At 45.9% G+C, this 23677-nt stretch carries 19 protein-coding genes and 1 riboswitch; of the genes, 15 read left to right on the forward strand and 4 right to left on the reverse strand.

Annotated features, from left to right (window positions below):
• Window positions 1-13 precede the first annotated feature (13 nt).
• From ACKU35_RS04990 to ACKU35_RS05040, 11 genes are all read left to right on the forward strand, one after another.
• A complete protein-coding gene (locus ACKU35_RS04990) occupies window positions 14-1270 on the forward strand; it encodes a response regulator (protein ID WP_319763734.1) in 1257 nt (418 codons plus the stop codon).
• A 9-nt stretch (window positions 1271-1279) separates the two neighbouring features.
• Window positions 1280-2419 carry an HD domain-containing phosphohydrolase gene (locus ACKU35_RS04995; protein ID WP_319763735.1) on the forward strand — a complete coding sequence of 380 codons (1140 nt, stop codon included), beginning with the start codon at window positions 1280-1282 and terminating at the stop codon, window positions 2417-2419.
• 42 nt (window positions 2420-2461) lie between these two features.
• Window positions 2462-2878 carry a PaaI family thioesterase gene (locus tag ACKU35_RS05000; protein ID WP_319763737.1) on the forward strand — a complete coding sequence of 139 codons (417 nt, stop codon included), beginning with the start codon at window positions 2462-2464 and terminating at the stop codon, window positions 2876-2878.
• 124 nt (window positions 2879-3002) lie between these two features.
• Window positions 3003-4187, forward strand: coding sequence for a mechanosensitive ion channel family protein (locus tag ACKU35_RS05005; protein ID WP_319763739.1), 1185 nt, complete (start codon window positions 3003-3005; stop codon window positions 4185-4187).
• 123 nt (window positions 4188-4310) lie between these two features.
• Window positions 4311-4775, forward strand: a complete 465-nt coding sequence (ybaK, locus tag ACKU35_RS05010) for a Cys-tRNA(Pro) deacylase (RefSeq protein ID WP_319763741.1) — start codon at window positions 4311-4313, stop codon at window positions 4773-4775.
• 161 nt (window positions 4776-4936) lie between these two features.
• Window positions 4937-5686, forward strand: a complete 750-nt coding sequence (locus ACKU35_RS05015; RefSeq protein ID WP_319763743.1) for a sulfite exporter TauE/SafE family protein — start codon at window positions 4937-4939, stop codon at window positions 5684-5686.
• A gap of 14 nt (window positions 5687-5700) precedes the next feature.
• A complete protein-coding gene (locus tag ACKU35_RS05020; RefSeq protein WP_319763745.1) occupies window positions 5701-6111 on the forward strand; it encodes a MarR family transcriptional regulator in 411 nt (136 codons plus the stop codon).
• Between the two features lie 327 nt (window positions 6112-6438).
• Window positions 6439-6598: riboswitch (cobalamin riboswitch) on the forward strand.
• A 227-nt stretch (window positions 6599-6825) separates the two neighbouring features.
• Entirely contained in the window at window positions 6826-8883 is a 2058-nt protein-coding gene (locus tag ACKU35_RS05025) for a ribonucleoside triphosphate reductase (protein ID WP_319763747.1), read from the forward strand.
• A gap of 143 nt (window positions 8884-9026) precedes the next feature.
• The gene (locus ACKU35_RS05030) at window positions 9027-9257 is read left to right on the forward strand and encodes a hypothetical protein (RefSeq protein ID WP_319765353.1); all 231 of its coding nucleotides are present in this window, start codon (window positions 9027-9029) and stop codon (window positions 9255-9257) included.
• 190 nt (window positions 9258-9447) lie between these two features.
• Entirely contained in the window at window positions 9448-11760 is a 2313-nt protein-coding gene (locus tag ACKU35_RS05035) for a methyl-accepting chemotaxis protein (protein ID WP_319763749.1), read from the forward strand.
• Between the two features lie 165 nt (window positions 11761-11925).
• Window positions 11926-14211: an ATP-binding protein gene (locus ACKU35_RS05040; protein WP_319763751.1), complete on the forward strand. Its 2286-nt coding sequence runs from the start codon at window positions 11926-11928 to the stop codon at window positions 14209-14211.
• A gap of 2 nt (window positions 14212-14213) precedes the next feature.
• On the opposite strand, the gene ACKU35_RS05045 is transcribed toward ACKU35_RS05040, so the two are convergent.
• On the reverse strand, window positions 14214-15263 hold the full coding sequence (locus ACKU35_RS05045; RefSeq protein ID WP_319763753.1) for a glycoside hydrolase family 99-like domain-containing protein: 1050 nt from the start codon (window positions 15261-15263) through the stop codon (window positions 14214-14216).
• A 292-nt stretch (window positions 15264-15555) separates the two neighbouring features.
• Here ACKU35_RS05045 and ACKU35_RS05050 point away from each other — a divergent pair, with 292 nt between their 5' ends.
• The 4 genes from ACKU35_RS05050 to ACKU35_RS05065 all read left to right on the forward strand — a co-directional run bounded on the left by ACKU35_RS05050 (window position 15556) and on the right by ACKU35_RS05065 (window position 21279).
• Window positions 15556-18216, forward strand: coding sequence for a cobyric acid synthase (locus tag ACKU35_RS05050; RefSeq protein ID WP_319763756.1), 2661 nt, complete (start codon window positions 15556-15558; stop codon window positions 18214-18216).
• Between the two features lie 91 nt (window positions 18217-18307).
• Window positions 18308-18712, forward strand: coding sequence for a bacteriohemerythrin (locus tag ACKU35_RS05055; RefSeq protein ID WP_319763757.1), 405 nt, complete (start codon window positions 18308-18310; stop codon window positions 18710-18712).
• A 162-nt stretch (window positions 18713-18874) separates the two neighbouring features.
• Entirely contained in the window at window positions 18875-20401 is a 1527-nt protein-coding gene (locus tag ACKU35_RS05060) for a YifB family Mg chelatase-like AAA ATPase (protein WP_319763759.1), read from the forward strand.
• A 110-nt stretch (window positions 20402-20511) separates the two neighbouring features.
• Window positions 20512-21279: a class I SAM-dependent methyltransferase gene (locus tag ACKU35_RS05065; RefSeq protein WP_319763761.1), complete on the forward strand. Its 768-nt coding sequence runs from the start codon at window positions 20512-20514 to the stop codon at window positions 21277-21279.
• Between the two features lie 98 nt (window positions 21280-21377).
• Here ACKU35_RS05065 and ACKU35_RS05070 read toward each other — a convergent pair whose 3' ends face one another.
• From ACKU35_RS05070 to ACKU35_RS05080, 3 genes are all read right to left on the reverse strand, one after another.
• Window positions 21378-21860 (reverse strand): isoprenylcysteine carboxylmethyltransferase family protein, encoded by a 483-nt coding sequence (locus ACKU35_RS05070; protein ID WP_319763763.1) that lies wholly within the window; start codon window positions 21858-21860, stop codon window positions 21378-21380.
• A gap of 156 nt (window positions 21861-22016) precedes the next feature.
• Entirely contained in the window at window positions 22017-22799 is a 783-nt protein-coding gene (locus ACKU35_RS05075; RefSeq protein ID WP_319765354.1) for an AAA family ATPase, read from the reverse strand.
• A 98-nt stretch (window positions 22800-22897) separates the two neighbouring features.
• Window positions 22898-23524, reverse strand: coding sequence for a TetR/AcrR family transcriptional regulator (locus tag ACKU35_RS05080; protein WP_319763765.1), 627 nt, complete (start codon window positions 23522-23524; stop codon window positions 22898-22900).
• Between the last annotated feature and the right edge of the window lie 153 nt (window positions 23525-23677).

Genomic DNA, 23677 nt, shown 5'->3' on the forward strand with positions numbered 1-23677 from the left:
TGAGATCAATTAAATGTCGAAAAGCAGAAAGCGAATCAGGGTTATTTTTGTAGATGATGAAGCCAATGTCCTTGCCTCAATAAAGCGCATTCTCCGGTCTAAGCGAAATGAGTGGGAAATGGCTTTCGTGGGTTCTGGCAAAGAGGCTCTCGCCTTGTTCGAGGAAGAGCCTTTCGATGTGATCGTTTCCGATATTCTAATGCCTAATATGGACGGCGCCGAGCTTCTGGACAGGGTTAAGAAGGATTACCACAAAACTATAAGAATAGCGCTGTCCGGGCAGGTCGGGCTTAGCGAAGTTGTGCGCAGTATCCGTTCTGTTCATCAATATCTGTCCAAGCCTTGTGAATCCTCAGCGCTTGTCGATAAAATTGAGGGGGCCCTGAAGTCGCGCGATATACTTGGCGACGCGGTAATGCAGGAATTGGTAACGGAAATTGAATCGTTGCCGGTACTCCCGAATGTTTTTAAATCCATAGAGGACGAGCTTGCTTTACCGGAGCCTTCAATAAAGAAAATTGCCGAATTGATATCTATGGATGTCGGATTGGTGGCAAAAATAATAAAACTTATCAATTCTCCTTACTTCGGGTTACCCCAGCATGTGGAGTCCATTTTTCAGGCCATTACGCTGCTCGGTCTTGATACAATCAATGCTCTCATCGTCGGAACACATCTTTTTTCCATGTACGACTTTGATTCTCTTTCTGATTTTTCACTGACCATGCTCTGGGAGCATAGTTTCAGGGTCTCAAATATTGCACGGATGATTGCCGAATATGAAGGATTGACGAGAGATGAAGTTGTCCGTGCCCGTATGGCCGGACTGCTGCACGATGTAGGTAAACTGGTTTTGGCTAATTCATTTCCTAAGAGATATAATGGTGTTATCGAGCTGGTAACCAGAGAGGACATCTCTGTCTATAAAGCCGAAATGGAAGTTTTCGGTACAACTCATGCGCAGGTGGGAGCATACCTGATGGGTTTATGGGGAATGAGCGGTGATGTTGTTTATGGCATAGGCTATCATCATACATATGCCAAAAAGGATATGAGCACTCCCATGATTGTCTCGGTGGCGAATATGATTGATCATCAATGTATAATAATTCATGAAAACTACCGCAGGGTTATGGTAAGTAAGGATATTCTGAGCGAAGGCGGTGTGGAAAAGCTGGAAGAGTGGGTTGCTCACATCGCGGATAACTGGAGCGGTATAACTGAATTTAATGTCCTCGATAAGGGGCTGATCAACCTTTTAAGGCAATAGGTGGTGTGGATGAAACATCGAATTCTTTTGGTTGATGATGAGCCTAATATATTGTCTTCATTGAAGAGACAGCTTCGAGGAAGCTATGAAGTCCATACCGCTGAAGATCCTGAAAAAGCCCTTGCGGGACTCGATAGGAAGCACCCTTTCGCTGTGGTTATTTCCGATTACCGGATGCCGCAGATGTCCGGTATAGATTTTTTGAAAGAAGTAAAATTAAAAAGTCCTGAAACAACCCGTATGATTCTCACCGGATATGCCGATCTGGACAATGCCATAGGAGCCGTTAACGACGGGCATGTCTTCAGATTCCTGACCAAACCGTGTGAAAAAGAGACACTACTTAAAAATATCAAGGAAGCCGCGGAACAGTACGACCTTATTACAGGCAAAAGAATTTTACTGGAAAAGACTCTTAAAGGCAGTGTAGAACTGCTGACCGAGATAACCTCGCTAGTGAATCCCGAGGCCGCGGAAAGGGTCAGCAGGATCAGGAGATATGTAAGGTATCTGGCGCAGAAGAAAGGTATTAAATCTCTCTGGAGATATGATATCGCGGCGATGCTTTCACAGCTTGGGCTGCTTATACTCCCGCCCGGAACCATGGACATGTTTCTGGCTGGAAAGACGTTGTCCGACGAGCAGGAGCAGATTTTTGAAATGCATCCTGTTGTGGCCCAGGATCTGGTCGCGAAACTGCCCAGAATGGAGAGCATTGCCGAAATGATCTCTTATCAGTTGAAGGGCTTTGACGGTTCAGGAACTCCCCGGGACGGTGTTGAAGGCGAGGATATCCCGGTCGGAGGAAGAATACTTCGCATCGCCCTTGATTACGATCTTTTTCTGCAGCAGTATGAAAATTCACGTCTGGCTTTTGCCAAGCTTGAAGAGCAATCTCAGGAATATGACCCCGAGCTGCTTTATTATATTGAAGGAATGCTTGGCGTTGAGGCCCGCTATGAAGTTGAGTCGCTTACTATAAAGGAACTTAAGCCGGGAATGATTCTTTACGAAGACATTTTGTCCGATAAGGGCGCTATGCTCCTTAGAAAGAGTCTTGAGCTGGACAAAGGAAAGATAGACCGCATCAATATGTTTGCCCATAAAGTAGGGGTGACCGAACCTGTCAGCGTACTTGTCCCGGGGTAGATATGAATTTTAATGTTGGGTATATACAGGGTAAAAGTTTCAATGGCTGATTATGAATTATATCTGAAGAAACTGGCTGCAGGTGAAGTTCCGGAGAATCCCTTTCTTGATTTCATGGGAATAAGGGTAGAGGAAGTTAAGGACGGTTTTGCGCGGTTAAGTATGGAAATACGGCCCGAATTCCTGCAGGGGGCAGGGAATATTCAGGGAGGATTGTCCATAGCTCTTTCCAGCGAGGCTGCGGCCCATGCGGTTATGACTACCCTCGCTCCCGGTGAAGATATGGTCACCGTCGAGCTTAAGAATAATTTTCTCGCTCCGGCTTCCAAAGGGATGCTTACCGCGGAGTCAACTGTCTTCAAGCGTGGGCGTACATTGATTATCGTGGACAGCGTAGTTCGTGATGATCAGGGCAGGATGGTTTCGCGCAGCAGTGCTACTTTGATGGTACTTAAATGAAATTAAAGACGTACCGCTGATCCTGTCCGAATTATTTTTTTGTGAAAATTTTTTTGCTGCATTGACAGTTGCACCGGCTTTGTTACTGTCTGTTTAATATCGAACCTTAAAGTCGGGAGCTCATATGGATAATGCCACTCAACAAATCGCGGAAGTAAACCACGCCACCCTGTTCGATTGGTTTGAAAAGATCAAAGAATTTGGGTTGAATGTCTGGCAGAACGGAATACCGCAGGATAATCTGATCAATCTCGGGCAGGCCGTTGCTGTCCTTTTATTTTTTCTCCTTTTGCGGCGGTTTCTTACTAAATTTACCATGAACCGGTTGCAGAATATTTTTGATAAGCATGATACACAGGCCGGGGGCAGTGTTCTTAGAGCTCTTGCGGAGCCTATCCGTTTTATCCCGGTGGTTCTCGGTCTTTTTTTTGCGAATCAGTGTCTGGAGTTGCAGCCTTCCATAGCGATATTTGCAGATAGCATAATTAGGGCGTTAATCCTGTTCGTGATTTTCTGGTCTGCTTTTAATATTGTTTCCGTTTCCACCAAAATTTTCCGCAAACTTGAGAAAGTACTGACCCCATCCCTAGTGGACTGGCTGATCAAACTGGTCAAGTTCCTGATAGTTCTTATGGGTGTGGCCAGCATCCTTGAGATTTTCGGGATAGATATCGGTCCGATACTTACTGGGCTTGGTCTTTTCAGTGTGGCTGTTGCCCTCGGTGCCAAGGATCTTTTTCAGAATATCATTGCCGGTATTTCAATTATCGCTGAAAGCCGTTTTGATGTGGGAGACTGGGTTACTGTTGACGGTAAAGTGGATGGGACAGTTGAATTCATAGGATTCCGTTCCACGCGCATCCGCAGGTTTGATAAAGCCCCTGTTTATGTACCGAACTCCGCTCTTTCCGATAATTGCCTGATCAATTTTTCCAAGATGACCCATAGGCGGATTCTCTGGACGATAGGTGTGGAATACCGCACATCAACAGAACAGTTGAAACTCATTCAGGAACGGGTCATGGAATACATTCTGGGCAATGATGATTATGCTAAGCCGCCTGAAGTTTCCTGCTTTATGCGCGTGGTGCAGTTCGGAGATTCATCGATAGATTTTCAACTTTATGCCTTTACCAAGACCACCAACTGGATGGACTGGCTGAAGATAAGGGAAGATCTGGCTTATCGTATTAAAGAGATTGTTGAAGTTGAGGCCGGAACCGCATTCGCATTCCCTTCACAATCTATTTATGTTGAAGCTGTACCCGGTGTTGCTGCTGAAAATTTTGTCCCTCCTAAAGGTGATTAAGCATGCATTTCAGCTGCAACTAGTCTGTTGTAATATCAAACGCCCCGTAGAATTTTGCTGCGGGGCGTTTTTTTTCTGTTTATGTGGTTGTCAGTTGCGGTCCTGTTTGTGTAAAAGACGCCTATGACACCCGCAATTAATATAGCTAAAAAAAAGAAGATCTGTTTCAAAGTTCATGAATATGAGCATGACCCGGCAGCAGAAGCTTATGGCAAGGAAGCTGCGGAGAAGCTTGGTGTTGACCCGGAAAGGGTTTTCAAAACGCTGGTTGCCGGTAGCGGACGCGATCTGTTTGTCGCCGTAGTTCCGGTGATGAAAATGCTTGATCTTAAAGCGCTGGCCAAATCCGTAAAGGTTAAAAAAATAGCCATGGCTGACGTGAAGCTGGTGGAACGCACCACCGGATACGTGGTCGGCGGGGTAAGTCCTTTGGGACAGAAGAAGCTGCTGCCCACGGTGATTGATGATTCTGCGAAAGCTTTTGAAACTATTTATGTCAGCGGTGGTAAACGTGGTTTGGATATTGAATTGAACCCGCAGGATCTGGCGGATGTACTGCGCGGCAGCTTTGCCGGGATAGCACGTTAGTTCCTTTTTCTCGTTTCAACGACTTTAAGCAGACCCGCGCGATTAATTTCGAGCGGGTCTTTTTTTTGTTTGTTTTATAAGAAGCTTGACAATCAAACTAAACCAAAGATAGATGTTTTGAAACACGATTAGTTTGAAACACAAAATATATGAGGTTCAAAATGGATTTTGATTCAATATTTATAGTAGCCATACAATCCAGTCTTTTTCTGGGACTTATTCATGGGATCAATCCCTGCGGTCATTCATGGCTGGTTCTGGCGCCGTTTGTGTATGGCGAGAAGAATGGCAGAAAGGTTTTTTCGCTGACAGCGGCATTTGTTTCCGGTACCGCTCTGGCCTGTCTGATTATCGGCCTGACTCTGGGGTCCATCTCGCTGAGCATACCGGAATCGCTGACTCATGTCGTGGATATGGTTACAATTGCTATTCTTGTTTTGCTGGGCGGGATATTGCTTCTTAAACCGGAACTTTTGCATAGTCACGACCACGATCATGAGCACCATCCCCATCACGAGCACGAGCACGAGCACGAGCACGGCCACGACCATGAACATCACCACGACCACAGGCATAGTTGTTCATGTTCTCATAATTCAAAGAAATCGTTGCGCAGCATTACCTCGTGGGGGCTGTTTTCGATAGGGTTTGTGAACATGATTGTTCCTTGCCCCACGGTTGCTATCATGTATAAGTACGCACTTGATTCCGGCAGTATCATAAAAGGAACGGCGGTCTTCGCCAGTTACGCTGTGGGTACGGCTATTGTCCTTGCTGCTGTGATTTATGCTATTTACCGGGCGGCATCATTTGTTCGTACTCTGGAGCAGGGCTGGGTGGAACCGCTGGTCATGCGTACTGCGGGAGTCATGACTATCTGTTTTGCGATCTATAGCTATACAAACATATAAAAGACGAGGCTGATGTGCTCGACAAGCTTAACCATGCTGTTATCGAATTTTATGAGAAGCTCTCATCATGGGAACATGATGTTGTTCGGGAAAAGGGGCTGACTCTGCCCCAGATGCATACCCTTGAAGTGCTTGGTATCCATAAAGCTATGCGCATGAAGGAACTGGCCCAGCACATGGGCATTACTACCGGTACATTGACTGTGCTGGTGGATCGGCTGGAGGACAAAGATTTCGTCTTCCGCAAGCCCCATCAGACAGACCGCCGTTCTATTCTTGTTGAATTGACGGAAGAAGGGCAGAAAATGTTCATGGAACACGACAGACTGCATCTGCGGCTTACGGAAGAACTGACTTCAGAGTTTTCAGAAGAGGAAAAAGCTATTTTGCTCGGCTGTATAGATAAAATGAATGCCACTTTTTGATCATTGCTTTTTGTTTATCTTTACGAACATTTTATGAACATATGTGGAAAAGGTTTGTTCGTATGCTCATAATCAAAAACAAGCTGTTCTTGCAAAAGATCAAAAAAATATTTCGTTTTGAAAATTATGCCCGGTAATTTTTTTGCTACAGATTCAGATAATTTTATCTCTAAATCAGCATGTTAAATGGTTTTGAACATGCTGTGAACAATTGTGGAAAACTCGTGTTCCATAAGTTTTAAGGCAAGCCGGACAAGGGCTGACGGGTGATCCATTAAGAAAAAGTCTAGAGAGCCTTGACGATTGTTTCGAGTCTGGTAGACTGTTTTTGTCGTTATCACTTCAGGAGTTCATTTCCGCTTTCTGAGCATTATCGAAATGAATCTTACGGGAACCCGGTTTGAATCCGGGGCGGTTCTGCCGCTGTCAGGGAAGCCTTATGGGTGTACCCCGAGCCAGCACCCCGGCCTGAAGCATACCTGTCCATCGCGGCAGGTTGGTTCAAACTGACCGGAAGATTATTGCTTTTGATGATTCTCCGGTTTCAAAGTCCTGCGGGATGCGCCTACCGGGCCTCCTGCTCCTAAATGCCACACCACCATAAGACACGGTCCATCCGTGGGCTTGCAATCTGGGGAGGTTGCAGACTTTTCTGCGCTCTTTTTTCGGCGCAGGCGGTGATGTGTGCGGACAAAATTTTTATCAGGTAATTAAATGCCCAAACAAATTCTCAAACGTGACGGATGTCTCGAGTCCTGGTCTACAGAACGTATTTCTGAAGCTATTTTTAAAGCTCTCAAAGCCAGCGGAATTAAAGATCCCCTGCTGAGTAAACGTCTCGGCCGCAAGGTTGAGCAGAAACTGGCTGACGTTGATGTCCCTGAACAGGAAATGGTTCAGGATATGGTTCAGCTGGTACTCATGGAAAATCGTCTCTATTCTGTTGCCGAACGCTACATCATTTACCGTGAAAAGCGTCGCGAGCTGCGCCGTCAGGATGAAACATACCTCGATATCGCCGGTACCATTGAAAGTTATCTCGACCGGTCCGACTGGCGGGTGAACGAAAACTCCAACATGGGGCACTCCTTTCAGGGACTGATGCTGCACATGTCAGGAGCTGTTCAGGCCCGTTACTGCCTGGAAAAATATCCTGAAGAAATCAGGCTGGCCCACGAGCACGGCTATTTTCATATTCATGACCTTTCCTTCGGCCTTGCAGGATACTGCGCCGGCTGGTCACTGCGTGACCTGCTGCTGGACGGTTTCGGCCTCAAGGGCCGTTGTTCTTCCGGTCCTGCCAAGCATTTTGATTCCGTAACCGGTCAGATGGTTAACTTCCTCGGCACCCTGCAGAATGAATGGGCTGGTGCTCAGGCATTTAACAACGTCGATACCTATCTTGCGCCTTTCGTCCGTTATGACGGTCTGGATTACGATCGCGTAAAACAGATCGTGCAGAAGCTGATTTTCAACCTGAATACCACCTCCCGCTGGGGCGGTCAGAGTCCGTTTACCAACTTCACTTTTGATCTGGTTCCGCCCAAGCATATCGCCAGCGAACCGGTAATCATCGGCGGTGAATTTCAGGATTCTACATACGGTGAATATGAAGCAGAAATGGAAATGATCAACCGTGCCTTCGTCGAAATCATGCTTGAAGGTGATTCTGACGGCCGTATCTTCTCCTTTCCTATTCCTACATACAACGTCACCCCGGACTTTCCGTGGGAAAGCGAAGTGGGTGAACTTCTGCTGCAGATGACCGCCAAGTACGGCGCTCCTTACTTCCAGAACTTCATCAACTCCGACCTCAATCCTGAAGACGTGCGTTCCATGTGCTGCCGTCTCCAGATGGACCTGCGTGAGATTCGCAAGAAGACCGGCGGTCTTTTCGGAGCAGGTGACCTGACCGGTTCCATCGGTGTTGTTACCCTGAATCTGCCCAAGCTTGCATATCTCGCACAGGGTGAGGAAGATTTTCTTGATCTGATCTCCGAATATGCGACTCTGGCCAAGGATTCTCTGGAGTACAAACGTAAGCTTGTTTCCGCCAACTTTGAGAACGGCATGTTCCCGTTCTCTCAGCGTTACCTGAAGAACGGTTTCAAGGGACATTTCTCAACCATCGGTCTGATTGGTGGTAACGAAGCCTGCCACAATCTGCTTGGTAAAGGCATCGATACCCCTTCAGGATCACGCCTGATGCAGAGAGTTCTGCACCACCTGCGCGACCTGACCGTTGAGTTTCAGGAAGAAACCGAAAACCTCTTCAACCTTGAAGCCACTCCGGGTGAAGGTACCTGCTACCGTCTGGCAAAAATTGATAAGAATCTCTATGCCGATATCTATACTTCCGGCGACAAGACTCCTTATTACACTAACTCCACCCTGCTGCCGGTCGGTTCTACCGAAGACGTAGTCTACGCGCTGGAACACCAGAACGATTTGCAGACCCTTTACAATGGCGGTACCGTCTTCCACACCTTCCTTGGTGAAGCGGTTCCCGATACCAAGGCACTCAAAAACTTTATCATCAAAGCCATGACCAACACCAAGATTCCATACATCTCGGTTACTCCGACCTTTTCGGTCTGCGAGGATCACGGCTATATTTATGGTGAACACTTTGAATGCCCAGATTGCGGCAAGGATGCCGAGGTATACACCCGCATTGTCGGCTACTACCGTCCGGTCAACCGCTGGAATAAAGGTAAACAGGAAGAGTATCGCGAAAGAACCGAATACAGCCAGAGATCCTGCGCCTGCTAAAGCCTGTTCGGTTCACATCCACAAATTAAAAATTATGAAGTCCGGGGGAGTTTTCCCCCGGACTTTATCTTTTCGTAATTGCTTGCGTTGATGGTTTTGAGGATGTAACTTGTACTGACCGGAACCCTTAACAGTTTATGAGTATGATATTATCAGCCAGTCAGTTGCGCGCATTGCGCCAGAGAAATGATGAAGAGCTTCGCAAGGGAAGTTTTGCCAAGCATGGTTATCCTGCCAACACTATTCAGGATTTGCTTCACACCGTTGAGGCCCTGAAAGGTGAAAAGAAAAAGTGGAAAAAAGTTGCTCAGGAGCGTGGTGAGCTGCTAAATAAAATGACCGGACTGTTGGAGGATTATAATAAATCCAAATAAATCAATAAGTAAAAGCCCCTCACTGCTTGTCGCAGTGGGGGGCTTTTTTGTGTGAGAATGCTCAAATAAGAGTATAAATTATAAATGCTTTTTGAATTAAACAGGCGTATAGGCTTGATATAAATAAATATTACATTCTTTGTTTGATTTGTTTTAGGCAAATTAAAAAACGATAGTTAGGGAGCTAGTTTTGAATTTTAAAAGTATAAATACGGTCTTGGCTATTATAATAACAGTAATAGTCTCGGTCTCGGTCCTCGCTTTTGTGGTTGTTGTCAGTTCTATGACCAATTCAGCTGTTCTGAATATCCAGGAGCAGAACATGCATGTGTTGAATAATAAAATTGTAAGTGATGTGGAAGAGTTCCTGGATCTTTGCAGAAATGACCTTGTTGATTACGCCAGTAATGAAAATTTTCGGAAGGCGTTTACTGATGAAGATGCACGGGAAGGCATCGTGAATCATTTTCGGCAGAAGATGAGCACGAACAGTAAATTGGCTACGCTGGCTGCATGTAATACAGATGGAAAGATTGTTTTCGGGATCAAAGCCAACGGGCAGTCCGCGGCAGGTGCGGATTTGCACTCCCGGGCCTATGTGCAGGAGATTTTGAACGGAAGTGAATTTGCGGTATCCGACATCATAAAATCAGTACTGGAGGACCAATTTATCCTCGTTATGGCTGTGCCGGTACGGGATGATCAGGGCAATCTGATGGGTGCGTATTTGATGTCTGTGGATTGGCAGGCATATGCACAGAACATGATCGGAAATATTGCCATAGGAGAAGAAGGGTATCCCTATATTCTGGATGGCAAAGGACGCATCCTTGCCCATAAGGTGAATCAGAAACTGATAGCCAAAAACTTATCCAGTTATGACTTCATCAGGAAAACTCTTGAGGTCCCTGAGGGAACCATGAATTATGATTGGGAAGGCAGAGCAAAATTTCAGGTTTTTAAACGTGTGCCCTCCACCGGATGGGTGGTCTGCATGTCCGCCTATGTTTCGGACTTAACCCGTGCGGCCACCAAACAGCGTAACGCGTTGATCGGTATGGGTATTGTCATGGTTCTGCTTCTAGTCGTGGTTATTATTTTCACCATTCGCAAGCAGGTGACCGGGCCCATGGCATTAATTCGCGATTTTACCAGCAATATTTCGCAAGGCAATTTTGATGCCGAGCTGAACGGGAAGTTCGTCTGCGAACTTAAAGATCTTTCTGAAAATATATCCCATATGGTGGCGGAAATAAAACACAAACTCGGTTTCTCCGAGGGAGTCCTTAAAGGACTTGTGTTGCCCTGTTCCATCGTCGGTCCCGATAACAATATGCTATGGACAAACTCGCATCTTTGCGAATTAATTGAGAGTGAGCTCAGTCCGGAAGATGTCGTAGGCATGAATCCGGGCGAGTTCTTTTACAGAGACCGGACACGTAAGACCCTATCGCAGAAAGCTATTGAGGAAGAACGTCGGATTCAGCAGGAATCGGATTATGTTACCCTCAAGGGAGTAAATAAAAATGTAATGATTTCCACAACTCCTTTCTACGATATGGATAAGAAAATGCTCGGATCGGTAAGTATCTGGATCGATATGACTGAAATTCGGGAACAGCAGCGCAGAATTGAAGAAAACAACATCATGATTTCCGAGGCCGCCACCAGCGCCACTGAGGTATCAAATCAGGTTTCAAGTTTTTCAGATGCGTTGGCCGCGCAGGTTGAGCAATCCAGTCGCGGTGCAGAAGAGCAATCGGTTATGGCCAGTGAAGCCGCCACTGCTATGGATGAAATGAATTCAACTGTGTTCGAAGTTGCCCGTAACGCGTCAGTTGCCGCTGAATTGGCCGATGCTTCACAGCAAAAAGCCGGTGAAGGTGAGGAGAAAGTCATACAGGCGGTCAAAACAATTGAAATTATTCGGGCCCAGTCAGATCAGATGCAAAGCGATATGGCCGATCTCGGCCAGCAGGCCGACGGCATCGGTCACATCATGGGCGTGATCAGCGACATCGCGGATCAGACTAATCTGCTGGCATTGAATGCCGCCATCGAAGCAGCGCGGGCCGGTGATGCCGGTCGCGGTTTTGCCGTCGTCGCAGATGAGGTTCGCAAGCTTGCTGAAAGCACAATGAATGCAACAAATGATGTCGGGGAATATATTAAGCGTATTCAGGAAAGCACTAAGAAGAATATCGCCAATACCGAGAAGTCCAATAGATATATTGGCGACGTGACCGAGTTGGTCAATCAGTCCGGTAGTATTTTGAAGGAGATTGTCGAGAAGGTTTCCGATACCGCCGATCAGGTCAGGTCCATAGCCACTGCATCAGAAGAGCAGTCCGCGGCCAGTGAACAGATCAGTCGCTCTACCGGCCAGATCAATACCATTGCCGGTGAAACCGCTCAGGCCATGAACGAATCTGCGGAGGCAGTCAGCCGTATGTCCGACCTTGCAAAGGAACTTGATGGCATCATTGCCAATATGAAAGGATAGGCCGCTAAGTACCGGTCTGTATCCGGTTTAGAAAAAAGAGTCATACTGAAGCCCCGGCATGAAAACTGCCGGGGCTTTCTTGTTTTTATACAACGAAAGGAAAAGGTACTAGGTTAGTATTGAGGTCTTCTGCTAATAAATGATATAGCTTAGTCAGGAGTATCTATGCATTCAGTCTTAAGATTAGTTCTCTCGGCCTTATGCGGGGTTATTTTACTATGTCTGCTTTCCGCAGCCCAGAAATATCTTATGGGCTGGCCGATGCCTTTGAAATCGTTTATTGCTCCGATCCTGTTTGGTTTATTTACCGGTTCCGGTTTTTATTTTTATTCACTTTTTTTAGAAAAACATCGGAAAACAAAAGGATTGCTGTATGCCAGAGAAGCACAGCTGAATACTGTCCTGTCCGCCGCGCCAATCGGAATAGGGATGGTGACTGATCGTGTTTTTCAGGAAGTTAATGACTTCTTTTGCGAAATGACAGGATATTCCAGGGCGGAACTGATCGGTTCGTCTTCCCGGATGATATATCCAAGCGATGAGGATTATGACTATGTCAGTTCATACAAATATTCGCAGATCAAGGATAAAGGATCCGGAACAGTTGAGACGAGGTTTAAGCGTAAGGATGGTAAAATTTTACATGTCATTCTAAGTTCAAAGCCGCTCAATCAAGCGGACTGGTCGCAGGGAGTTTCGTTTACGGTACTAAATATCACTAAACGGAAGGAAGCAGAAAATTCACTGGCTAAACGCATAGTATTTGAGAGTCTGGTAAGTAAAATCGCGACTGACTTTCTTAATCTTTCAGTCGATCAGATTGATGAGGGGCTGACAAAATCTTTGGAGGATATCTGCCGATTCGCCGGAGTGGGCCGGGCGTATATATTCCTTATGCGCGGCAATTCAGCTGTTTGCGATAATACTCATGAATGGTGCGCGGAAAACATAGAACCGCAGATTGATGTCCTGCAGAATATTAATTTGCAGGACCCTGAAACACTGCTTTGGGAAAAGCTATGTAATAAAGAATCATATTACATTCCTGATGTTTCGGCGTTGCCTGACGATTTGCCGGACAAAGCCATTCTTGCGGAGCAGGACATATGGTCGATTCTTATCGAACCCATGTATTTTAACGATCAGCTTGTGGGGTTTGTGGGCTTTGATGCGGTCTATTCGTATCGTCACTGGTCGGAAGAAGATATAGATATCCTTTCCTTATTCAGCAAAAATATTTCCTTAATTCTTGAACGTAAGAAAGTAGAGGAAAAATTGATCGCGGCAAAACAGGGCGCGGAAGCGGCTAATACCGCAAAGTCGGAATTTCTCGCCAACATGTCTCATGAAGTCAGGACTCCTTTAAACGGAATTATGGGTATGCTGCAATTAATGCAGATCAGCGGACTCCGGGCAGAGCAGGATGAGCATTGTACTTTTGCAATGGAATCCTGCAGAAGGTTGACCCGGCTGCTGAGTGATGTACTTGATATCTCGAAGATCGAAGCTGGAAATCTACAGATAATTAATGTGGAATTCGACTTGGGGGAAGTTCTAAATTCTGTCTACTATTTGTTTAAACCGGTCGCGCTTCAAAAAAATGTTGATTTAATTTTTGATGTGGCCGGCAATTTGCCTCAAAAATTATCAGGTGACAGCAACCGGTTACATCAAATATTAAATAATCTGATCGGAAATGCCCTGAAATTTACAGATGCCGGCAGTGTCGTGCTGGAAGTCTCTCCGCTGAAAGTTAACCAGCCCGGTCTTCATAAAATTTTGTTTTCCGTTTCTGATTCGGGAATCGGTATATCAGACAATAAGCTGGAAAATATTTTTGATTCCTTTACGCAGGTAGATAACAGCAGAACCCGCAGTTATGAGGGGGCTGGACTTGGACTTGCTATTGTCAAGAAGCTTGTAAAATTGATGGGCGGCAGCTTGTCAATTACCAGTGAATTAGGGGTTGGAACAGCAATTTATTTTTGCATTGAATTTCAAGATCCTCAACAGAGTGTCGCCGTTGCGGACGACCTTTTGGAAGATGGCGATAATTTTATTAAAGAATTTAATGTTCTTGTAGCCGAAGATGAAAAAGTAAATATGCTTACCCTTAAGAGTTTTCTGCAAAAATTAGGCTGCACTGTATCAGTTGCCGGTGATGGTTATGAAGTCATTGAAGCTCTTAATGGAGAGCAGGATACTTTTGATTTGATATTTATGGATATTCAGATGCCGAATATGGGAGGAATTGAAACTACTTCACGTATCCGGTCCGGCGATGCAGGAACCTCAAACAGTGACATTCCGATTATCGCCTGCACCGCTTACGCCATGGCCGGAGATAAAGAGGAATTCTTTTCCGCCGGTATGGATGACTATCTCGCCAAACCGATACAGATAGGTGATGTTGAAGAGATTTTGCTGAAATATTCAGCCAAGGACCTGTAGAATCAGTATGTGCTAAGAGCGTATTTTACAGCATCCAGATACGCATATCCATAGCTTTCGCATGGTTCCAGATAACATCCTTCTCCCCATTCATTCCATGCATTGATAAAGATAAACCGTTCTTCTTCAGGGAAGTTTTCTACTGTGTAACGAAGTGTTTTCTGCAAATGAAATGAAAAGGCTTCGGGACTGGATTTATCAAAGACAAACGCTGCGGATTTATATCTTGGAGTGTTATCCCATTGTGGGAAAACACCCCGGAACAGTTTGTACTCAGGTTTTGGTTTGTTCAGCATGTTGATAATTGTTTTACGGTAATCAACTCTGCGTGGTTTGACTCCCGGGGCAAGCAAATCTCCTGTCATCCTCCAGTCCGGGGCAAATTCCACCGCAGCGTCAAAACCAAGCTCAGCAGGAGTATATCCCCAGCAAAAGGCTTCAACTTTAACCAGATACAGCTCAATTCCATGTTTGCCGGCTTCTTTTCGCCATAAATCTGTTATCGCTTTTGAGTCTGGTAGGTCCTCCGCCTGATGGACACAGACAACCGGACGGTCTTCTATGGTTATATACCTGGGATCTTTTAATGCAGGGATTAGATCAAGTATGAATTTTTTCATGCTTGATTTGGAGTAATCTTGCGCAATCAGGATTTTTTTGTCCTGCCCATACCAAGCCCTTGTCCATTCATGGTTGGCCCAGCAAATACAGAAAGGAAAGTTTGGTTTGCCGGATTCAAGCATGTTTTCAAGGGGGGTTTCGAGGAGCTTCTTACCCCCGAACCAGTAGTAGTAATAACAAAATCCATACAGACCATATCGTTTGGCCATTGCGGCCTGCATCGACTGAACTCTCTCACTGCGTAAATCGTAATATTCAAGAGGCTTGGCGGGAACCCGTGGTTGGATATGTCCGGTGAAACCGGGAACAGAGCTTGTTACATTATTCCATTCCGTAAATCCCTTGCCCCACCACTGGTCGTTTTCCGGAATGGGATGAAACTGAGGAAGGTAGAAGGCAAGCAGTTTCAACTGGTCCGAAACGAAATCCATAGGTCATTCTCCGCAGTTTATTCCCTTTTAGCGTCTTCAGCAGTACAGATTCCACCACTCAGGAGAAGGTACGTGTTAAGCAAATAGGGTGTAATTTCAAAAGTTAGAACTTGAAATTGCCAGCTTGATAATTCATGGTGCTTCGTCGATCAGGGGAGGTGTATTATAATTTTTCTGATGCTACAATGCTTCCGTAGGTTTAGCCAGCCTGAAATTAATCTCCTAATTGAACCTCGTTCCATTTCAAGTTATATGTTACAGATCAATTTTCTTTACCCAACGGAGAGAGTGTATGAAGTCTTTTAATGAGCAGTCCTTAAAAGAACAACTTGCTGAGATTGAAGCCGGGAAAAAAAAATATGCCCACGGCGGAAATTTGCGTCAACTGGCGGAGCGGGCCGGATGTCCTTCGTCTGAAGTTGTGGATTTTTCGGCTAACATTAATCCATTGGGTCCGCCTTCATGGCTGCAGCAGGAAGTGGTCCGGGCGCTGAGTGATGTAGACCGTTATCCTGACCCTGAATGCTCGGAACTTACTCTTACCGCATGTGAAAAATTCTCCGTCTGGCCTACGGAATGCGTTGCCGGTAACGGGGCTTCGGAACTGATTTGGGCCATTTCCCGGGTAGGGAGATTAAAAAGGGCGGTGATTCCTGTTCCCTGCTATGTGGATTACGAGCGGTCCTGCAAACTTGCAGGGCTTAAAACCGAGCATATACCGCTTGATCCGCAACGAAATTTCGCTCCTGATTTTGAAACTCTCTCGTCTTTTCTTGATTCCTCACCGGCTTTGGTTTTTCTGGCTCAGCCCAACAACCCTACCGGGACGGCTTTTGATCCTCAGGAATTAACGGCCCTTGCCCAAAAGCACCCTGATTCACGTTTCGTGATTGATGAATCTTTCGCTGATTTTGTTCCGGGGTTGAAACGGTTGGCCGGGCAGCGTCCGCCTAACGTTATCACCATTGTTTCCATGACCAAATTTTACGCCATTCCCGGTTTGCGGCTTGGGCTGGCTTTCGCTTCTCCGGATATCATCATGGAAATCAAAAACGCTTTGCCTTGCTGGTCAGTGAATATTCTGGCCCAAAGGGTGGGATTGCGCTGCCTGCGTGATGAGGAATACGAACGAAGAACAATTGAAACTACCACCCGCCTGCGTGATGATCTGGTACGGGGAATTCAGGAAATTCCCGGTATTCGGGCTTTGCCTTCACAGGCCAATTTTATGCTTTGTCAGGTACAGCGTGTGGGTATGGACGCAGGCGGTTTGATTGAGCATTTGATTAATAACAGGGTCGCCGTGCGTCATTGTGATAATTTTGACGGCCTTGATTCCACATATTTCCGCATTGCTGTGCGTACAGAGCAGGAGAATCGTGTGCTGCTTGACGGATTGCGCTCATTTTCCGGCATGTCGGTTTCCACCCCAAAAAAGAATAAAGTCCCGGCCCTGATGATTCAGGGAACCTGTTCCAATGCCGGGAAATCAATTTTGGCCGCCGCATTCTGCCGTATCATTTTACAGGATGGATATAAAGTAGCTCCATTTAAAGCGCAGAATATGTCGCTCAATTCTTATGTAACTGAAGACGGTCTGGAAATGGGAAGGGCACAGGTAACACAGGCCGCAGCCTGCAAGCTGGCGCCTGATGTACGCATGAATCCGGTGCTGCTCAAGCCGGGTAGCGACATCGGTTCACAGGTGATTGTCATGGGCAAGCCTGTGGGAAATATGAAAGTTCAAAAATACGTGGAATACAAACCCACAGCTTTTGAAGCGGTGAAAAAAGCGTACGATTCCTTGAGCGAAGAAGTGGAAGTTATGGTTATAGAGGGAGCCGGAAGTCCTGCCGAGATCAACCTCAAGCAGCATGACATCGTGAATATGGCCATGGCTGATTATGCCGAAGCGAAGGTGCTCATCGCCGGTGATATTGACCGGGGCGGAGTGTTTGCCTCCCTTGCCGGGACAATGGATCTGCTCGAACCTGATGAAAGAAAGCTTGTTTGCGGGTTTCTGCTGAATAAATTTCGCGGGGATGCATCGCTCCTGACTCCGGCTTTTGATTTTACGTTGGATCACACCGGTAAACCCGTGCTTGGAACCATTCCTTATATAAATGATCTGGGGCTGCCGGACGAGGATTCGGTATCATTCAAGGAGGATTTGAAGAAATCCGGGTCTAAGGGAAAACGCAAGGATTCAGTTGACATAGTTTGTATTGATCTGCCGCGCATATCAAATTTTACGGACATCGATTCACTCAAGGGAGAGCCGGATGTAAATCTGCGGGTGGTGGATAAGGCTTCAGATCTGGGTAAACCGGACGCAATCATTCTACCGGGCAGCAAATCGACTCTTTCAGATCTCAGCCATCTGCGTGAATCCGGTCTGGCAGAAGCCATCGCCGCATTGCGCGATAAAACGGTTATCGTAGGTATCTGCGGCGGTTTTCAGATGCTGGGTCAGTATATTAGCGATCCGGATGAAATAGAGACCGGCGGTTCCGCGGAAGGGCTCGGGCTGCTCCCGTTGCAAACAACCCTTGCCCCGGAAAAAACTTTGACCCGCACCGTGGGAATGCATTCCCAGAGTAAAAAGGAAGTGGTTGGGTATGAAATCCATCATGGCACTACCGAACCTCTCCTGCCCACTGTCCGGGCGGCAATCGTTCCTCAGGGTATCACCGGAGGAGTTTCTGTTTCCCGCGCTCTTGGTTTCGGGTCCAAGTCAGGTCTTATTTGGGGTACATATCTTCATGGTGTTTTTGATGCCGACGAATTCCGGCGCTGGTTTATTGATTTTCTGCGTAAGCGTAAGGGGCTGCCCAAGCTGGGTAGAGTTCAATCAGTTTTTAATATGGAAGAGGGGCTGGATCGTCTTGCCGATGTTGTCCGCAGGAATGTGGATATGCGAGCTGTTTACACTGCTTTGGGGCTGGGTGGTTAAATTGATTTTTTGTGCATATAGTTGTCGCTGCTACCCGAAATAGTGTAAATTCATATTTGGATGAACAGTATTCTGCTTTTGGAGGATCAATATGGCCGGGATAGAGTGGAACGAGAGTTTAAATCTTGGGATTAAAGAGCTCGATAAACAGCATAAGGAATTGATAGGCCTTGTTAATGATTTTCTTGATGCTTATGGAAAAGGCGAAAGCGCAGGTGCTGTTGATAAGATATTGAAACAGCTCAAAGAATACGCCGTGTATCATTTTAATGCTGAAGAAAAGTATATGGAAGAAATCGAATATCCCCATCTGGCTGAACATCGCCAACTCCACGCAGCACTTAAAAATAGCGTAAAATCGATGCAGTCCGCCAGATTTCACCTTGAGGAAGTAAGTGCTGAAGAGATTAAAGCCCTTTTATCCAAATGGCTTATTGAGCATATTCTGCGGGTTGATTACAAGCTTGTGCAGTTTGTGAAAAAAAGTGGAGGATAATTCGCGGAACCGGTTTGTCTTATTGAAAAGGATAAAAGCCCTTGCCTGATTTGTCGGCGGGGCTTTTGCTTTTTGGGCCTACTTCTTGCCTTGGGCGCGTAAACCGGATATCAAAAAGCCGATTATTAATTTAAATACCAATTTTTCAGTCTCGGATTTCCAATGATAGCAAAAGTTTCCTGTGCAGCCCTGATGGGCATTGATGCGTTTAAAGTTGATCTTGAAGTTGATCTGACCAGACAGGGCATGCCCGCATTCACCATGGTCGGGCTGGCTGAGGGCGCGGTAAAGGAAAGTAAAGAGCGCGTTTTTTCCGCTCTTAAAAACAGCGGATACCGTATCCCTCCTTCACGTATCACCGTTAATCTAGCACCGGCGGATATACGTAAGGCCGGTTCTGCATATGATTTACCACTTGCAGCGTCCTTGCTGGGGGCCGCCGGAGTGATCGACCAGTCTGCTATGGAAGGCTGGTTCATGGCTGGTGAGCTTTCTCTTTCCGGGGTGGTCAAGCCTGTGCACGGCGTGCTTTCTCTGGCAATAGAGGCCCGGCGCAAGGGTGCTCAGGGGCTGATTGTCAGTCCTGAAAATGTTAATGAAGCCGCAGTGGTTGAGGGACTTTCGGTTTACGGAGTGTCTACCCTTACACAGTTGGTTGATTTTCTCATAGGCAATACATCCCTTGAACCGGCTAAGGTTGATACGGATCTGCTCTGGTCCGGACGTCAGTCCTTCGGCATGGATTTTTCAGAAGTCAAAGGTCAGGAACACGCCAAACGGGCAATTGAAATCGGTGCTGCGGGGAATCATAATCTGCTTTTTATCGGCCCTCCTGGCAGTGGTAAAACCATGCTGGCCCGGCGAATTCCTACCGTGCTGCCTTCGCTGGTGTTTGAAGAAGCGTTGGAAGTAACAAAGATCTACAGTGTCTCCGGACAATTGGATCCTGATAAGTCTCTTATGGTTACCCGCCCTTTCCGGGCTCCTCACCATACCATTTCCGATGCGGGGCTTATCGGCGGAGGAGCTTATCCCAAACCGGGCGAAGTCTCGCTGGCACATCGCGGGGTTCTATTTCTGGACGAGTTGCCGGAGTTCAAGAAGAATGTGCTTGAAGTCCTGCGCCAGCCCCTTGAAGGGGGAGAGGTTACCATCTCCCGGGCGGCAATGTCCCTTTCATATCCGGCTGATTTTATGCTGGTGGCGGCTATGAATCCCTGCCCCTGCGGATATTCTACTGATGCCCGGCATGCCTGTACCTGTTCCGCCCAGTCGGTCAGCCGTTACCGCTCCAAGCTTTCCGGGCCGTTGCTGGACCGCATCGATCTGCAGATTGAAGTCCCCGCCGTAGAATATAAAGATTTACGGGATTCTTCCGGTCTGGATTCCGCGACTATGCGCTCGAATATTGAGCGGGTCCGGGAGATTCAGTCCGGGCGATACAAGGGCATGGGCATACTGACCAACAGTGAACTTTCCGGCTCTTCGCTGGAAAAATTTTGCAAGCTAGGTGAAGCGGAACACAATTTTCTGGGACAGGCTGTAAGCAGCTTGGGCCTTTCCGCACGGGCATATACCCGTATCCTGCGCATTTCACGGACAATTGCCGATTTAGCCGGTATGGAAATGATTCAGGTTGCCCATCTGGCTGAAGCTATCAATTACCGGAGTATGGATAGGCAGGGTTGATGTTTATGGATAAATCTAAAAATTTGTGGCGTTATTGGGCCACATCAGCTGTTGCCAAGTTCGTTTTGCTGTAATATTACCTACCTCACTGGTTATTTATGGGAGGGGTAATGAAACCGGTACTGAATACCTGTGTAGAGCAGCGCGAACTCTGGGATCAGGTCTTCACTGAATCTGAAAATTATTTCGGTGATCAACCCAGTCTTCTCGCACAAAAATCTCTGAAACTATTCAGAGAAAATAATGTTGCTTCCGTTCTTGAAACCGGCTGCGGTCAAGGACGGGATACTTTTCTTTTTGCCGAAAACGATATCTCCGTCACAGCGCTGGATTATTCCAGCAAAGCGGTTGATTCCGTCGCCGCCAGAGCCGCTTCTTCTTCGCTTTCTTCCCATATTGATCCCCAGTTGCTTGATATCCGTAAACCGCTCCCTTTTGAATCGGGATCATTTGATGCCTGTTATTCGCATATGCTGTTCTGCATGGAACTCACAATGGCCGAAATAGCCTGTGCGCTCAGTGAAGTGCATAGAGTTCTAAAACCGGGCGGACTGGTAATTTATTCCGTACGTTCTATCTTTGACCGTCATTACCGCGCTGGAGAACATCTGGGTGAGAATCTGTTTGAAGTAGGCAAGTTTGCGGTACACTTCTTTTATAAGGATAAGCTTGAGGAACTGGCCAGCGGATTTGAGATTAAATCCATTGAACGCATAGAGGAGGGCGCTTTGCCGCGTGACCTTTATTGTATTGTCATGGAGAAAAAGAATACCCGCTATGCACCGACATTTGAATCCTGTTCTCTCGAAGAGGGCAGGGCCGATAAAATACCATTTTCACGTAATCGAGCCCGGATGTGTGGGCCCGGCGAAACGTGATAGTCTCGCCATGCTTCAGTTGAAGTATTCAAATTTAAGATAGTATAAAAAAGGTCCGGAAAATATCCGGACCTTTTTTATGTTTGCGGAATAGTCTTTTAGAGAAGTTCTTTCAGGTTCGGTACAATCGAGGGCACATTCTTTTTATATTCAAGATAGTCCTTTCCGTAAGCTTCTTCCAGAATGCTTTCCTCTTCCGGTATGTAGTGCAGAAATTTGTAATACGCCACCACGCTCATACCGAAAAACAGCCATGCCTGAGTGGCAAGGGCGCTGCCGGGGAAGATAAATGCCATCCATGCAAAGTAGAGCGGATTACGTACAATTGCGAATGTCCCTGTTGTTTCCAGTCTTTGCTCATGAACGGCTTTTTTTATCGTGACGCCGCTGATAAAGAGAAAAGCTATTCCTATGCCAAGCAGTATGCCGCCCATGATATTGAAAGCGGCACCGGGCAGGAAGGTCATCAAAAAGATTCTCGGAAAGATAAGGGTAATGATTAATGCGGCAAGCCCATACACAATTGTAGGTTTAAAAATTTTGAGCCCGACTCCGATAATTGTCATCTTGCGTTCTTCCATAACCTGCTCCACTCATTTCAGATTTAATCAGCATATCCTTGCAGCTGGAGAGAATTGGGTAAGCCATCCGATTAAATATATCTTTGAATAGTTCCTGCAAAAGTGTCAACCCAAAACAGGTTTAAGGTCATCAATATTTCTAAGCCATTTTTATCATTACTGCGCTATTTGAGCAGTTAGTTTCTCGCTGATTAACCCTGTTTTCTTGGTGATTTCTTTCCAGAGATCTTTATAGGCAACTGCAGCGCTTGATTTTGCAGCAAACGCATGAAGCGGAGCACGTTCTATTCCCATTTTTTCAACATCGGCTCTTGCAGGGATAAAATTCTCACAAAAGTAATTTTTAAATTCTTTTTTGTTATCCCACATTATTTTTCTGTGGCCGCTCTTACGCCTGTCTACCATATTAAAGAATGGTATTAATTCTGCGCAGGTTTCGTTCATTGATGAGAGGTATTCTTTTACCTTTAGAAAGCTCTGTTGCGGCATTACAGCCGGGACGACAGGCATTAAGATATATTCAACGGTACTGAAAATAACTTCGGAAAGATTTGATATACTTGGCGGACAGTCAAATAGGAATAAGTCGTAATTTTCTTCAAATGAGCTGATTATCTTTTTCAGTTTTTTGCGTGATTTTTTGCTGTCATCCAGCACCATGTCCATATTGCGGTAGTCAAAACCAGCCGGAATAACCGAAAGATTTGCATAGGGCGTTGGTTCGACCATATTCTTGATCAATTTCTTGTCTTTGATTAATTTTTTTAGTTTCGTCTGTTCCAGCGGCTCAACTCCAAGATGAAAGGTTGCTGCTCCCTGCGGATCCAGGTCCCAGACCATTGTACGCACTCCGTTTGCAGCACTTAAATAGGCAAAGTTGACAGCAAAACTTGTTTTTCCGACCCCACCTTTCATATTGTAGCAAGCCATAGACTTCATCACAGAACCGCCTGATTAAAATTTTAAAATTTCTACCTTATTTAGTTACTGTTACAATTCTTTTTCATTAAAGTTGTTTTTGTATGATTTAACCTGCTCTATAGGTACTTATCTCTCAATATCTGCTGTTTAAATAAATAGACAGTACACATCTCTGTTAGCTGGCTGAAAATATTTTCCATATCCGGTTCATTGTTTTCAAGAAGACATCGGTGCATTGTTTCCTCTATGGCGCCGCTGATGAGCCTTGCACTGGAATCTATTTCTTTGACCCTGATTTTATCGCCGCATCGGGTCATTATTTCAGCAATGCCTTTTTGCAATGAATTGACTATAGCCAGGTCTAGTTCAGCCATAAGCTGTTCTCTGTTTTTCAGGGCCAACATTTCGCGGTGAAGTTCCGTGGAAAGTGAATGGGCCTGCCTTGCTGTTTCCACGATGTAATTGATTATTTCTTCGGGGCTTTTCTTATAAGGAGCTTCCTGCGCCAGATTTCCGTATACCCCTTTTGTTATGCTTGCCGCATAGGCTTCCATTACCTGATCAAACAGCTCTTTTTTGTCTTTGAAATAACTGTAGAAAGTTCCAACCGATACTTTTGCTTCACTTGTAATTTCTGAAACACCGGTTTGATGAAAACCTTTATCCGAGAAAAGCTTCATCCCGGCTACAATTATTTTTCGTTTCTTTTCCCTGCTTCGTTTCTGAACCGGCGCTCTGGTCATGATCTCTCCGTGTTTTATAATTGTTTATACGAATATTAATTCATATTCATATTGTCAATAAATATGAATTAATATTCATATTAGGAGATTGGTTCTGTTTGAAAAAGAAAAAGCCCGGCACAGGGATGTACCGGGCTGATAATGACTGGAAAT

Source organism: Maridesulfovibrio sp., assembly GCF_963676065.1.
Taxonomy (GTDB): Bacteria; Desulfobacterota; Desulfovibrionia; order Desulfovibrionales; family Desulfovibrionaceae; genus Maridesulfovibrio.

What these genes read in the sequence shown, in the direction of transcription:
- ACKU35_RS04995 (WP_319763735.1), top strand. Translation starts at nt 1,280, where the DNA reads ATGAAACATCGAATTCTTTTGGTTGATGATGAGCCTAATATATTGTCT.
- ACKU35_RS05000 (WP_319763737.1), top strand. Translation starts at nt 2,462, where the DNA reads ATGGCTGATTATGAATTATATCTGAAGAAACTGGCTGCAGGTGAAGTT.
- ACKU35_RS05080 (WP_319763765.1), bottom strand. Translation starts at nt 23,524, where the DNA reads ATGACCAGAGCGCCGGTTCAGAAACGAAGCAGGGAAAAGAAACGAAAA.
- ACKU35_RS05065 (WP_319763761.1), top strand. Translation starts at nt 20,512, where the DNA reads ATGAAACCGGTACTGAATACCTGTGTAGAGCAGCGCGAACTCTGGGAT.
- ACKU35_RS05050 (WP_319763756.1), top strand. Translation starts at nt 15,556, where the DNA reads ATGAAGTCTTTTAATGAGCAGTCCTTAAAAGAACAACTTGCTGAGATT.
- ACKU35_RS05025 (WP_319763747.1), top strand. Translation starts at nt 6,826, where the DNA reads ATGCCCAAACAAATTCTCAAACGTGACGGATGTCTCGAGTCCTGGTCT.
- ACKU35_RS04990 (WP_319763734.1), top strand. Translation starts at nt 14, where the DNA reads ATGTCGAAAAGCAGAAAGCGAATCAGGGTTATTTTTGTAGATGATGAA.
- ybaK (WP_319763741.1), top strand. Translation starts at nt 4,311, where the DNA reads ATGACACCCGCAATTAATATAGCTAAAAAAAAGAAGATCTGTTTCAAA.
- ACKU35_RS05070 (WP_319763763.1), bottom strand. Translation starts at nt 21,860, where the DNA reads ATGGAAGAACGCAAGATGACAATTATCGGAGTCGGGCTCAAAATTTTT.
- ACKU35_RS05040 (WP_319763751.1), top strand. Translation starts at nt 11,926, where the DNA reads ATGCATTCAGTCTTAAGATTAGTTCTCTCGGCCTTATGCGGGGTTATT.
- ACKU35_RS05055 (WP_319763757.1), top strand. Translation starts at nt 18,308, where the DNA reads ATGGCCGGGATAGAGTGGAACGAGAGTTTAAATCTTGGGATTAAAGAG.
- ACKU35_RS05060 (WP_319763759.1), top strand. Translation starts at nt 18,875, where the DNA reads ATGATAGCAAAAGTTTCCTGTGCAGCCCTGATGGGCATTGATGCGTTT.
- ACKU35_RS05030 (WP_319765353.1), top strand. Translation starts at nt 9,027, where the DNA reads ATGATATTATCAGCCAGTCAGTTGCGCGCATTGCGCCAGAGAAATGAT.
- ACKU35_RS05075 (WP_319765354.1), bottom strand. Translation starts at nt 22,799, where the DNA reads ATGAAGTCTATGGCTTGCTACAATATGAAAGGTGGGGTCGGAAAAACA.
- ACKU35_RS05005 (WP_319763739.1), top strand. Translation starts at nt 3,003, where the DNA reads ATGGATAATGCCACTCAACAAATCGCGGAAGTAAACCACGCCACCCTG.
- ACKU35_RS05045 (WP_319763753.1), bottom strand. Translation starts at nt 15,263, where the DNA reads ATGGATTTCGTTTCGGACCAGTTGAAACTGCTTGCCTTCTACCTTCCT.
- ACKU35_RS05015 (WP_319763743.1), top strand. Translation starts at nt 4,937, where the DNA reads ATGGATTTTGATTCAATATTTATAGTAGCCATACAATCCAGTCTTTTT.